We start from the raw sequence: 12,415 nt of genomic DNA, 5'->3' as shown, positions 1-12,415 counted from the left end.
AATCAACGATGCGATATGACACCTGCCGTTGTCAAGGTATTGAGACAACGAATATTGTCACGCCACACGATGGCACCGTTGTCGGGCGCCTCAGGGCTCAGACCTTGCGGAACCAGCGCTTGTTCTGGATCGCGTCGACACGGGGCCGCACGTCGACGAGGTAGACCAGCACCGCGACGATGCCGATGATGCCGAACAGGCCCAGCAGCCCGAAGAACCAGATGAACAGGCTCGCGAGCACGAGGATGCCGACCCAGATCACCTTCGACTGACGGTCGACGGCCGGGAAGGCGTCCGGGCGCTGGATCGCCGCGTGGACGAGCGCGACGATCGCGGCGCCTCCGCCGACCACGGTGAGGACCAGCAGGATCAGGCTCTGTCCATACGCGAGGATGCTCATGGCGACGATCCTATCCGGGCATCACCGACACCGGTCCCCCGCAGACGCCGACGCCCCCGGCGGACTGTGTCCGTCGGGGGCGTCGGGTCGATCAGCGATCAGCGCCTCACTTCGAGGCGGCCTTCTTGGCCGGAGCCTTCTTGGCGGGGGCCTTCTTGGCCGGAGCCTTCTTGGCGGGGGCCTTCTTCGCCGGAGCCTTCTTGGCGGCGGGCTTGGCGGCCGGCTCCTTGAGCTCCTCGAGCACCTTGGCGGGCGAGTCCTTGCGGCCACGCGCCTTGGCCTCGACGGTGCCCGCGGCACCGGCGGCCTTGCCCGAGGCGAGGTTGGCCAGCTTGGCGGCGCGCTCACCCACGGCCTTGGTCTGCGAGGAGATGGTGCCCAGGGCGTCCTCGGTCAGGTCGACGGCGTCGTTGTAGACCTTCTCCGCCTTCGAGACGTTCTCCTGGAACTCGGGCTGGGTGCGCAGACGCTCGACGGTCTCCTCGCCGCGCTCGGCGAGCGAGTTGTAGATGCCGGTCGCGACCTCGATGTAGGCCTCGGCGACCTTGCGGAGCTCTTCGGGGGTGAAACGTGTACGCAGGTCGTCGATACCGGCAGGCACCTCCTCGGGAAGGGCGTTGATGCGCTCGCGGGTCTCGGTGAGACGCTCGCGGGTCTCCTCGATGCGCGCCTGGGCGGTCTCGGTGGCGGCCTCGGTGCGCTCACGCAGCTGGGTCAGGACCTCGTTCACCTGCTGCAGGGCGAGATCGCCCACGCCGACCGCGGCGTAGATCGGGGTCGAGAAAAGCTTGTCGTTCTTGCTCATTGATGTCTCCTTCATGGGTGATGCGATGGTGAACCGACGCGACTGTCGAGCAACTGGGACTACGGAGCGGCGGGGACGCCGTTCTCCTTGCGGAACGACTCGTAGATCTCGAGCATCATCTGCTTCTGTCGCTCGCTGATCTGCGAGTCGGCCAGCAGCGCGTCGCGCACCGGACTGGCCGCACGTTCTTCGAGAATGCCTGCGCGGACGTAGAGCACTTCCGCCGACACACGCAGACCTTTCGCGATCTGCGCCAACACATCAGCCGACGGTTTGCGCAGTCCTCGTTCGATCTGGCTCAGATACGGGTTGCTGACTCCGGCTCGTTCGGCCAGTTGCCGAACCGAGACTTCCGCGGCGACCCGCTGAGACCTGATGAACGCACCGATGTCCTGTGCGGCGTTCACAACGTTCTCGACTGCTCGAGTCGCTGCGTCCTCGGCATCCACGAGAGGTGATGTGTTCTCCGGTGGATCGACCGATTCAGATGTCATCGGTACCTCCTTGAGTCTCCGTGGACCAGTATCGGCACCGAGTGCTAGCAAATGCAAGCACTCAGCTAATTTTCGGTCCGGATAGTGGTCGATGCCACATCACGGGGAGATCTCGCGGGGCCGTCAGCCGAAGAGCAGCACCGAGATCGAGTAGATCGCGAGGCCGGCGAGCGAGCCGACCACCGTGCCGTTGATACGGATGAACTGCAGATCGCGACCCACCTGGAGTTCGATCTTGCGACTGGTGTCCTCGGCGTCCCAGCCGCGCACGGTCTCGGTGATCACCGAGACGATCTCGGTCGCGTAGTTGGCCGCGACGTGACGGGCGACGCGCACGGTCCAGAAGTTCATCTTCGCCTGCAGCGCCTCGTCGTTGCTGACACGCGTCGCGACCTTGATGACCGCATCGGCCAGCGTCGCGCGCAACGTGCTGTCGGGGTCGTCGAGGGCCTGCTCCAGAACCGCTTTCGCGGCCTTCCACGCCGACGACGCCGCCCCGGCGACCTCGTCGCGGCCGATGAACTCGGCCTTGATCTCCTCGAGCCGCTCGATGGTGGCCTTGTCGTGCTGCAGATCTTGCGCGAAGTTCTCGAGGAACTGGTTCATCGCCCGCCGCACCTCGTGGTCGGGGTCGGAGCGGACCTTGTTCGTGAAATCCACGAGCTCGCGGTGGATCCGTTCGCCGACAACGGCGTTGAGGAACTTCGGCGCCCAGGCCGGGCCGTCCTTGTCGATGACGCGGTCGATGAGGCCCTGGCTGTCGAGCGCCCAGTCGTGGGCACGGTCGCACAGCATCGCGATGATCGGTGCGAGCCGGTTCTCCTCGATCAGCTGCTCGAGGACGCGTCCGGCGGGCGGTCCCCACTGGGGCTCGGCCATCCACCGCATCCCCGCCACGATGAACTGCTCGACGTCCTCGTCGCGCAGCATCTCCCCAGCCAGACCGATGGCACGCGACGCCTCCTCGCTGATGCGATCGGAGTTGCGCGGATCGGCCATCCACCGCGAGACGCGCTGCGGCAGCTCGAGTTTGCCGACCTGGTTCTCGATCACCGACGGCGTCATGAAGTTCTGCTCGACGAAGCCGCCGAGCTGATCGCCGATCTGGTCCTTCTTGCGGCGGATGAGCGCGGTGTGCGGGATGGGCAGGCCCAGCGGCTGACGGAACAGCGCGGTGACCGCGAACCAGTCGGCGAGTGCGCCGACCATGCCGGCCTCCGACGCCGCGCGCACGTAGGCGACCCAGCCCGCGGCGTCGGCGCCGTCACGGCTCTCGATCCAGCGGGTCAACAGGTACACACCGGCCGCGAAGACCAGCAGCCCGGTCGCCACGACCTTCATCTTGCGCAGGGCCCGCCTGCGTTCGGCGTCGGCGGCGTCGAAGCCGGACAGACCGGTGGGGGCGGCGCTGGGGGCAGGCGCGGGGTCGGTGCGCTGCGCCGTCGACATCGAATTCACCTGACCAGTCTTACCCGAATCCGACTCCCGCGCCCGCGCCGGACGAGCTGCGGTGATCCGGCGCCCACCGGCGGGGATACTGTGGGCGCATGCCCGCCCGCCAGACCACCGCCGCCGCGGCCCGTGCCGCCGTCGTGGCCGCCGCGAACGCGACGAAGGGTCTCGAGGCCGCACTGCGGGGCGCCGCCGACGACATCCCCGACGGCAAGCCCGATGGACGCAAGCAGCGGTGGCAGCAGCACAAGGAGGAGCGTCGCGCCGAGCTCGTCGACGGCACCCTCACCGCGGTGCGCGCCCTCGGCGCCGACATCGGGATGGACGAGATCGCCTCGCACATCGGCGTCTCGAAGACCGTCCTCTACCGCTACTTCACCGACAAGAACGACCTCAACACCGCGGCGATGGTGCGGTTCATCGAGGTGACCCTCCTGCCGCGTCTCACCGATGCCCTCATCGACGACGTCGACGAGTTCACGATGACACGCGCGGTCATCTCCATCTACGTGGAGACCATCGCCGACGAGACGCAGATCTACACCTTCGTCACCAGCTCGAAGTTCTCCAGCCCCACGGTGCTGGCCGATTCGGAGAAGCTCATCGCGCAGGTCGTCGCGTTCGCGATGAACGAGCGCCTCGGACATCGCGGACTCGACACCGCCGGTTTCGAGACGTGGGCCTACGCACTCGTCGGCGGCGTGCAGCTCGCCACCCACTGGTGGATGGTCGAACGCACCCTGAGCCAGGAACAGCTCATCGACCACCTCACGATGCTGGTGTGGACGGCGTTCGTCGGCATCGCCGAGGTCGGCGGATCGGCGGCGGAGTTCAATGCCCGCGACCATCCGCTGCCGACGTTCGGTGTCGCACCGTCGACGTCCACGACCTGACTCCCTACAGTGACGCCATGAGCGATCACGAACCCGCCGGCCATGACGACGACGCCGGCGGATACACCGGCCCGGCGACGGTGACTGTGGGCGGGCGGCGCCCGGTCGAGGTGAACGTCCAGCTGATCGGCCACTTCGACCCCATCGCCGGCCGCTATCAGTGGCAGGGACGTGTCCGCGGGTTGGCGGCGGTGTCGGATCCGGCCGACCCGCCCGTCGCCGAGGGCACGGAAGTGCGCATCAGCACCCCGCACGGCGCCGGCGAGGGAACGCTGTCGGCGGAGGACGCCTTCGGCGGACACGTGGTGCGCGGGGTGAGCGCGCCACCGTTCGCGCAGCTGCCCGACGACGTCGACCGGTGACCTCCGCGGGAGCTCCGCCGGTCGCCCTGGTGACCGGCGCGAGCCGCGGCGTGGGCCGAGGAGTCGCGCGGGCTCTCGGCGCGGCCGGGTGGACGGTCTGCCTCACCGCGCGCGGCGGGGTGGGACCCGACGACCGGCTCGGTCGTGTCGCGGCCGAGATCACCGCGGCCGGCGGGACGGCGCATCCGATCAGCTGCGACCACACCGACGACGACGCCGTGGCCGCGCTGTTCGAGCGCATCGACGCCGACCACGGCCGCCTCGACCTGCTGGTCAACAACGTGTGGGCGGCGCCGCGCGGTTTCGGGGGCTTCTCGGAGAAGTTCTTCGAACGCCCGATCTCGGACTGGGACACGCTGATCGGCGTCGGGCTCCGCGCGCACTACGTGGCCTCGGTGCACGCGGCGCGGAGGATGGTCGACCAGGGTTCGGGTCTCATCGCCGGCATCTCCTCGTTCGGGTCGCGCGGACATCTGCACTCGGTGCTCTACGGGATGAGCAAGACGGGCCTGGACAAGATGGCCTCCGACATGGCGCACGAGCTGGCCGGGACGGGCGTCACCGCGGTCAGCCTGTGGCCGGGACTGGTGCGCACCGAACTGCTGATGTCGTTGGGCGTCAACGACTTCGCGGGGTTCTCCCTCGACCGCGCCGAGGACCCCACCTTCATCGGCCGGGTGATCGACGCCCTCGCCCGCGACCCCGAGGTGTCATCGCGCAGCGGGGCGACACTGGTGACCGCCGAGCTCGGTCGCGAGTACGGACTGGCCAACGACGACGGTGTCGTACCCGATTCGCACCGTGCGGCATTCGGCGGTGGTGGGCTGTTCGGGCCGGTAGGTTGACCCCCGTGCCCTCTTCTGCCGAGTCCGGCTCGGATGATCCCGTAATCGCCTCGGCTCCCGCCCTCCTGCGCGCCCGCGCCCAGGGACCGCTGCGCGGCATCGACCAGCGCTCGACCCCGGGTTTCGACGGCGACAAGGCCGCGGGCAAGAAGGCCCTCAAGGTCCGCGGGGAGTTGCTCGCGGGGCTGCAGGAGAGGCTCTACGCGCACGGTCGCAGCGGCGACCCGCGCTCGATCCTGTTGGTGCTGCAGGGCATGGACACCGCGGGCAAGGGCGGCATCGTCCGGCACGTGATGGGCATGGTCGACCCGCAGGGGGTGTCGCACGCGTCGTTCGGCAAGCCGACCGACGACGAGCTCGCCCACGACTTCCTGTGGCGGATCCGCGCGAAAGTGCCTGCGGCGGGCCAGATCGGCGTGTTCGACCGGTCCCATTACGAGGACGTGCTGGCCGTGCGTGTGCACGACCTCGTCCCCGAATCCGAGTGGTCCGCCCGCTACGCGATCATCAACGATTTCGAGGCCGACCTCGTGGCGGCGGGCACCACCATCGTCAAGGTGATGCTGCACATCTCGACCGGTGCCCAACGCGAACGGTTGGCCAAACGCCTCGACCGGCCCGACAAGTACTGGAAGTACAACCCCGGCGACATCGACGAACGCCAGTACTGGTCGGCGTATCAGGAGGCCTATCAGGTGGTGTTCGACGAGACCGACGTCGACACCGCGCCCTGGCACATCGTGCCCGCCGACCGCAAATGGTATGCGCGCCTTGCCGTCACGGAGCTGATGATCGAGGCCCTCGAACGTCTCGACCTCGAGTGGCCCGCTCCCGATTTCGACGTCGACCACGAGAAGAAGCGACTCGCCGAGTCCTGAACCCCGGCGGCGCCCCCACCGGCGCTCACCGGTCCGGCGATGACCGGGCCCAGCAGCAACCCGGTGGTGATGGCCACGAGATGCCCGAGCGTCGTCACCGAGGGATCGACGACGAGGGTGAGCCCCGCCAGGCCGACGACCGTGGTCGCGAACGCCCGCCGCCACTGCGGTTCGATGAACTGCGCCGCGCCGCCGACGAACGCGAAGATCGCGTAGCTGACGCCGATGTCGCGCATCGACATCTGCGACGACGACGTCGCGCCGACCGCGATCACGACCCACAACGCGCCCTGACTCACCCCGGTGCCGACGACGTGTCCGGCCAGGCCCAGCGCGGCCCACCGTCGCACACCCAGCCGTCGTTCCATGGGGATCACCACGATCGCGAACATCACCGCGTAGGGCAGCCAGTAGGCGCCGTCGAGCCACGCCAGGCTGGTCACGAGCACCCCGATCGGATCGGACACGAGGTGGGAGATGTCGGTCGACGACGCGGCCAGCCACGCCGAGACCTGTGCCGGGGCTGCGGTGCGCTGCAGCACCGTGGTCACCAGCAGCAGTCCCAGCCAGCTCACCGACACCGGCGCCGAACGCAGGACGTCGAGCACCTGTCGCTTCCTCATGTCGTCCACCCTGGCCGCGACACCGTCGTCGGGGCTGGACGTGCCCTGTGCATCTGCTGACAATGCGTGAGCGGTGGCAGTCCCGCCCAGCGGCAGAAGACCGCTACGCCTGGGCGGTCGCGGGGTAGCGGTAGAAGCCGTGTCCGGACTTCTGGCCGAGGCGGCCGGCGTCGATCATGCTCAGCAGCAGCGGCGGCGGCGCGTAGAGCGGTTCGGCGTACTCGGCGAAGAGGGTGTCGGCGACGGCCTTCACGGTGTCGAGGCCCACGAGGTCGGCGAGCTTGATGGGGCCCATCGGGTGCGCGCAGCCGAGCATCATCGCGCGGTCGACATCCTCGGCGGTCACGAGGCCGTTCTCCACCATGCGGATCGCCGACAGGAGATACGGGACGAGCAGCGCGTTGACGACGAAGCCCGAGCGGTCCTCGGAGCGGATGACCTGTTTGCCCAACACACCCGACGCGAACAGTTCGGCGCGGGAGGCGATGGCGTCGGCGGTGCTCGCCGTGGTGATGAGCTCCACGAGCGGGAGCACCGGCACAGGGTGGAAGAAGTGCAGACCGATCACCCGGTGGCCACCGGTGGTGGCCGCGCCGAGGCGCGTGATCGGGATCGACGACGTGGTCGAGGCGAGGACGGCGTCGGGATCGGTGACGGTGGCGTCGAGCTCTGCGAACAGCGCCGCCTTCACGGCTTCGTCCTCCACGACGGCCTCGCACACCATCTGCCGATCGGCGAACTCGTCGAGGTCGGTGGTGAAACGCAGTCGACCGCAGGCCTGTTCGCGTTCCCGCTCGGTGAGTGCACCGCTGCTCACGCCGCGGTCGAGGGAGTCGAGGATGCGGGTGCGTCCGGCGACGACGCGGTCACGCGTGGTCTCGTGCACGAGGACGTCGACGCCCGCGCGGGCGCACACCTCGGCGATCCCGGCCCCCATCTGACCCGAACCGATGACACCGATCCGCGAGATCACCTCGGTAGCCACGATCGCGCTCCTTGCTTGAGGTGAATCGCGCTGCGTATGCCTGCGCAACATGAGAATTGGCGAGAAGGGGGTAACTCTGATCGGGGACGAGCGAACTGTTCACCAGATAGACAGACGGCCCGCAGCTGACGCTGCGGGCCGCCTGACTGGTCGTGAAGAGTTCCGGAGTGGCGGGTCAGCTCAGTGGAACTGGCCTTCTTCGGTGGAGCCCTTCAGCGCAGCGGTCGACGTGTTGGGGTCGACGGTGGTGGCGATGCGGTCGAAGTAACCGGCACCGACCTCACGCTGGTGCTTGGTGGCGGTGTAACCGCGCTCCTCGGCGGCGAACTCGCGCTCCTGCAGCTCGACGTAGGCGCTCATCTGGTTGCGGGCGTAGCCGTGGGCCAGATCGAACATCGAGTAGTTGAGGGCGTGGAAGCCGGCCAGGGTGATGAACTGGAACTTGAAGCCCATGGCGCCCAGCTCGTTCTGGAACTTCGCGATGGTCTCGTCGTCGAGGTGCTGCTTCCAGTTGAACGACGGGCTGCAGTTGTAGGCGAGCAGCTGGTCGGGGAAGTCGGCCTTGACGGCCTCGGCGAACTTCTTCGCGAGCTCCAGGTCGGGCTTGCCGGTCTCCATCCAGATGAGGTCGGAGTACGGGGCGTAGGCCTTGGCGCGGGCGATGCAGGGCTCGATGCCCTTCTTCACGCCGTAGAAGCCCTCGGCCGTGCGGCTGCCGTCGAGGAACGGCTGGTCGCGCTCGTCCACATCGGAGGTGATGAGGGTGGCGGCCTCGGCGTCGGTACGCGCGATGACGACGGTCGGGGTGTCGGAGACGTCGGCCGCGAGGCGGGCCGAGGTCAGCGTGCGGATGTGCTGCTGGGTGGGGATGAGCACCTTGCCACCGAGGTGGCCGCACTTCTTCTCCGAGGCCAGCTGATCCTCCCAGTGGGTACCGGCGGCACCCGCGGCGATCATGGCCTTCTGCAGCTCGTAGACGTTGAGCGCGCCACCGAAGCCGGCCTCACCGTCGGCGACGATCGGGACGACCCAGTTGTCGACGGCGTTGTCGCCCTCGACCTTGGCGATCTCGTCGGCGCGCAGCATGGCGTTGTTGATGCGACGGACCACCGACGGCACCGAGTTCGCGGGGTACAGCGACTGGTCGGGGTAGGTGTGGCCCGACAGGTTCGCGTCACCGGCGACCTGCCAGCCCGAGAGGTAGATGGCCTTGAGGCCGGCACGCACCTGCTGCACGGCCATGTTGCCGGTGAGGGCGCCGAGCGCGTTGATGTACTCGTCGCCGTTGACGCCGTTCACGCCGTCCCAGAGGATCTCGGCGCCGCGCTTGGCGAGGGTGTTCTGCTCGACGACCGAGCCCTGGAGCTCGGAAACCTGCTCGGCGGTGTACTCGCGGGTGATGCCCTTCCAACGGGGATTGGTGTCCCAATCCTGCTGGATCTCCGCGGTGGTCCTCGGCTTTCCGGTGTTGCTCATGCCCACTTCACTTTCATCGACTTCGTCTACTTGGTCCTGTGCGGTGGCGCCGTGCGCCGTTCGGGGGCACCGGGACTGTGTGAGTACCCGGCGTTTCGTGCAGCTCTGCGCCGATCGGATTCGCAACCGGTGAGCCGCCCGAAGGCGCCGCCTGCAACGAGGGTGCCACACACCAAACGCGCTGGTCCACACCTCGGACATGCCAATCTGAGCCACAGCAGGTGACAGATTTGCAAACTCTGCGAAGATGGATCTGCGAAGTCTGCCGACAGCCCGGGGCAAAAAGTACGCCCGTACTGCGTTTTTGTCGCGCGGTCGCTCCGCCCGCCGGCGCGGGCCGTGCGCACCGTGGTCGGCGGTCGTCGCCGGGACGAGAGGAGGGTGGTGACCATGATCACACCCAAGGCGGTCAGGAATGCCGACCGGAGCGGGGACCCCGACCGCGGGGGCAAGACCTTCGTCGGGTCTCGGCTGCGCGCACTCCGGTCCGAACGCGGCCTGTCGCAGGTGGCGCTCGCCGGGACGCTGGGGATCTCACCGTCGTATCTGAACCAGATCGAACACGACGTCCGCCCGCTGACCGACTCGGTGCTCGCCCGCATCACCGAGGTGTTCGGTGTCGACGCGGAGTTCTTCAGCTCGCAGGACAACGTGCGGCTGATCGCCGAGATGCGCGAGGTGCTCGGCGACCCCGATCTCGACAGCGAGACCGACACCGCCGACGTCGCGGAGATGGTGCGATCGCACCCCGACCTCGCCCGCGCGATGGTGAACCTGCACCGGCGCTACCGGATCGCCACCGATCAGCTCGCCGCCGCCACCGACGACCGCGTCGACGGCAGCATGCGCGGATCGATCACCGCACCCCACGAGGAGGTGCGCGACTACTTCTACCGACGCCACAACTATCTCCACGAGCTCGATGTCGCGGCCGAGGAGATGGCCACCCGGATGCGGATGCACTCCGGCGACGTCCGCCGCGAGATCCACAACCGGCTCGAGACCGTGCACGGCGTCGAGATCGTCCGGCGCGTCGACATGGGCGACACGCTCATGCACCGCCTCGACCCCCGCACCCGCCGGCTCGAGATCTCCCGACACCTCTCCGGCGGCCAGCGCACCTTCAAGCTCGCCGCCGAGCTGGCCTACCTCGAGTACGGCGACCTGCTCGACAAGCTCGCCGACGAGGGCAACTTCACCAACGACGAGGCACGCAGTCTGGCCCGCCTCGGGCTGGCCAATTACTTCGCGGCCGCCGCGGTGCTCCCCTACTCTCAGTTCCACGGTGCGGCAGAGGATTTTCGCTACGACATCGAGCGACTGTCGGCGTTCTACCAGGTCTCCTACGAGACGATCTGCCACCGACTCTCGACGTTGCAGCGGCCGAACCTGCGGGGCATCCCGTTCTCGTTCGTCCGTGTCGACCGCGCGGGCAACATGTCCAAACGGCAGTCGGCGACGGGTTTCCACTTCTCCTCCAGCGGCGGCACATGTCCGCTGTGGAACGTCTACGAGACGTTCGCCTCCCCGGGCAAGATCCTCACGCAGATCGCCCAGATGCCCGACGGACGTACCTACCTGTGGGTCGCCCGCACGGTGGAGCGCCGCGCCGCCCGCTACGGCCAGCCCGGCAAGACCTTCGCCATCGGCCTGGGATGCGAACTGCGCCACGCGGGTCGGCTCGTGTACTCCGATGGCCTCGAGATCGGCCCCCAGGCGCAGGTGACACCGATCGGGGCGGGCTGCCGGGTGTGCGAACGCGTCAACTGCGCGCAGCGGGCGTTCCCCGCGCTCGGCGCGACGCTGCAGATCGACGAGCACCGCAGCACCATCTCGCCCTATCTCATCGACTGACCCTCTAACCTCGGACGCGTGACCCAACCTCGCGTGGCCCCGGGCAATCTCCGACAACTCGGTCCGTTCAACTGGGTGTTCTGCCGTGCCGCGGCACGCACCCAGGGGGTGAGCGACATGCACATCTTCTCCACCCTCGGTCGCACCGGCGGACTGTTCCGGGGATGGCTGCACTACTCCGGTCGTCTCATGCCGTTCGGGCCGCTGTCGCGCAAGGAGACCGAGATGGTCATCATCCGCACCGCCCACCTGCGGCAGTGCGCCTACGAACTCGACCACCACCTGCGGATGGGCAAGCGCGCCGGCATCGACCGCGCGCTGGCCGAGCGGATCATGGAGGGCCCCGACGCCGGTTTCGGCGAACGGGAGCGCGTGATCCTCACCGCGGTCGACGAACTGGTCGGCGACCGCGACATCTCCGACCCCAGCTGGGACGCCCTGCGTGGGCATCTCACACCGAAGCAACAGATCGGCCTCGTGATGCTGATCAACCAGTACGACTCGTTGGCCACCACGATCGGGACCCTGCGCATCGAGCGCGACCGATGACACCGCGGCCGATCGGATCGGCCACCGACCGGGTCCGCGCCCTGCTGACGGTCCCTGTGCGCGACGAGTCCGGCGGGTACCTCGACGTGCTCCCCCCACCCGAGACGGGTGAGTCGCTGAGCCTGCGGATGATGCAGAACCCGATCTTCGCCGAGGTCTACGAGCGGGCGTGGCGACCGGTGTTCACACGCCTGTTCAGCCTGGGCGGCACCTCCACCGCCACGTTCGACCGGCGGCTCACCGCACGCCTGAGCCGTCCTGGCGACCGGATGATCCTCGACGTGGCCTGCGGTCCGGGCAACTACACACGTCGGTTCGGGACCGGACTCGACCGCGGCGGGCTCGCCGTGGGGCTCGACTTCTCGGCCCCGATGCTCGGTCGCGCCGTCCTCGACAACACCGGCCCGCAGGTCGCCTACGTGCGCGGCGACGCCCACGCGCTGCCGTTCTTCGACAACACCTTCGACACCGTCGCCTGCCTCGCGGCGCTGTACCTGATCACCGACCCGATGACCGTGATCGACGAGCTCGCGCGGGTGGTCGCGCCGGGCGGCGAGGTCGTCGTGTTCACGACCGTGCGGACCCGGCTGACCTCGGTGCCCGGGACCGGCCTGCTCAACCGCGCGACCGGGTTCCGCATCTTCGACCGACACGAGATCACCGACCGCCTCGCCGCGGCGGGACTGACCGACATCGAGCAGACGATCACCGGACAGGGCCAGTTCGTGACGGCCCGCAAGCCATCTGACATGTAAACGTGTCAACCTTCGATGTGAGGATTCGGCCATGAGACGGCCGG

General features: G+C 68.3%; 13 protein-coding genes and 1 pseudogene. 7 read left to right on the top strand and 7 right to left on the bottom strand.

Features of this window, described 5'->3' with window-relative positions; genetic code table 11:
* Positions 1–97: 97 nt before the first annotated feature.
* The 4 genes from ACQ7HM_RS13615 to ACQ7HM_RS13600 all read right to left on the bottom strand — a co-directional run bounded on the left by ACQ7HM_RS13615 (position 98) and on the right by ACQ7HM_RS13600 (position 3,148).
* A complete protein-coding gene (locus tag ACQ7HM_RS13615) occupies positions 98–400 on the bottom strand; it encodes a DUF2516 family protein (RefSeq protein ID WP_434216770.1) in 303 nt (100 codons plus the stop codon).
* Between the two features lie 106 nt (positions 401–506).
* On the bottom strand, positions 507–1,205 hold the full coding sequence (locus ACQ7HM_RS13610) for a heparin-binding hemagglutinin (RefSeq protein ID WP_434216769.1): 699 nt from the start codon (positions 1,203–1,205) through the stop codon (positions 507–509).
* Between the two features lie 59 nt (positions 1,206–1,264).
* Positions 1,265–1,699, bottom strand: a complete 435-nt coding sequence (locus ACQ7HM_RS13605; protein ID WP_434216768.1) for a helix-turn-helix domain-containing protein — start codon at positions 1,697–1,699, stop codon at positions 1,265–1,267.
* Between the two features lie 123 nt (positions 1,700–1,822).
* Entirely contained in the window at positions 1,823–3,148 is a 1,326-nt protein-coding gene (locus ACQ7HM_RS13600) for a DUF445 domain-containing protein (protein ID WP_434216767.1), read from the bottom strand.
* A 98-nt stretch (positions 3,149–3,246) separates the two neighbouring features.
* On the opposite strand from ACQ7HM_RS13600, the gene ACQ7HM_RS13595 reads away from it, so the two are divergent.
* The 4 genes from ACQ7HM_RS13595 to ACQ7HM_RS13580 are packed head-to-tail and all read left to right on the top strand — an operon-like array spanning position 3,247 to position 6,129.
* The gene (locus ACQ7HM_RS13595; RefSeq protein ID WP_434216766.1) at positions 3,247–4,044 is read left to right on the top strand and encodes a TetR/AcrR family transcriptional regulator; all 798 of its coding nucleotides are present in this window, start codon (positions 3,247–3,249) and stop codon (positions 4,042–4,044) included.
* A gap of 17 nt (positions 4,045–4,061) precedes the next feature.
* Entirely contained in the window at positions 4,062–4,406 is a 345-nt protein-coding gene (locus ACQ7HM_RS13590) for a DUF4873 domain-containing protein (RefSeq protein WP_434216765.1), read from the top strand.
* Positions 4,403–5,251 carry an SDR family NAD(P)-dependent oxidoreductase gene (locus tag ACQ7HM_RS13585; protein WP_434216764.1) on the top strand — a complete coding sequence of 283 codons (849 nt, stop codon included), beginning with the start codon at positions 4,403–4,405 and terminating at the stop codon, positions 5,249–5,251. Before ACQ7HM_RS13590 ends, ACQ7HM_RS13585 begins: the two co-directional genes overlap by 4 nt.
* 5 nt (positions 5,252–5,256) lie before the next feature.
* Positions 5,257–6,129, top strand: a complete 873-nt coding sequence (locus ACQ7HM_RS13580) for a PPK2 family polyphosphate kinase (RefSeq protein ID WP_434216763.1) — start codon at positions 5,257–5,259, stop codon at positions 6,127–6,129.
* A gap of 44 nt (positions 6,130–6,173) precedes the next feature.
* Here the strand turns inward: ACQ7HM_RS13580 and ACQ7HM_RS13575 are convergent.
* The 3 genes and pseudogenes from ACQ7HM_RS13575 to aceA form a co-directional block, all read right to left on the bottom strand.
* Positions 6,174–6,752 (bottom strand): annotated as a pseudogene (locus ACQ7HM_RS13575) (rhomboid-like protein); the annotation flags it as partial.
* A gap of 103 nt (positions 6,753–6,855) precedes the next feature.
* Entirely contained in the window at positions 6,856–7,737 is an 882-nt protein-coding gene (locus ACQ7HM_RS13570; protein ID WP_434216762.1) for a 3-hydroxybutyryl-CoA dehydrogenase, read from the bottom strand.
* Positions 7,738–7,917: 180 nt separating this feature from the next.
* Positions 7,918–9,213, bottom strand: a complete 1,296-nt coding sequence (aceA, locus tag ACQ7HM_RS13565; RefSeq protein WP_434216761.1) for an isocitrate lyase — start codon at positions 9,211–9,213, stop codon at positions 7,918–7,920.
* 390 nt (positions 9,214–9,603) lie between these two features.
* Between aceA and ramB the strand changes: the two genes are divergently transcribed.
* Genes ramB through ACQ7HM_RS13550 form a run of 3 tightly spaced genes read left to right on the top strand, consistent with a single transcriptional unit; the run spans position 9,604 to position 12,371 of the window.
* The gene (gene ramB, locus ACQ7HM_RS13560; protein ID WP_434216760.1) at positions 9,604–11,067 is read left to right on the top strand and encodes an acetate metabolism transcriptional regulator RamB; all 1,464 of its coding nucleotides are present in this window, start codon (positions 9,604–9,606) and stop codon (positions 11,065–11,067) included.
* Positions 11,068–11,085: 18 nt separating this feature from the next.
* A complete protein-coding gene (locus ACQ7HM_RS13555) occupies positions 11,086–11,616 on the top strand; it encodes a carboxymuconolactone decarboxylase family protein (RefSeq protein WP_434216759.1) in 531 nt (176 codons plus the stop codon).
* Positions 11,613–12,371, top strand: a complete 759-nt coding sequence (locus ACQ7HM_RS13550; RefSeq protein WP_434216758.1) for a class I SAM-dependent methyltransferase — start codon at positions 11,613–11,615, stop codon at positions 12,369–12,371. The genes ACQ7HM_RS13555 and ACQ7HM_RS13550 overlap by 4 nt, the downstream gene beginning before the upstream one ends.
* Positions 12,372–12,415 lie beyond the last annotated feature (44 nt).

The organism is Williamsia sp. MIQD14 (genome assembly GCF_051025635.1).
GTDB lineage: Bacteria > Actinomycetota > Actinomycetes > Mycobacteriales > Mycobacteriaceae > Williamsia_A.
Note: the sequence above shows the minus strand (reverse complement) of the source record. Positions and strands in the feature narration are given on the sequence as shown.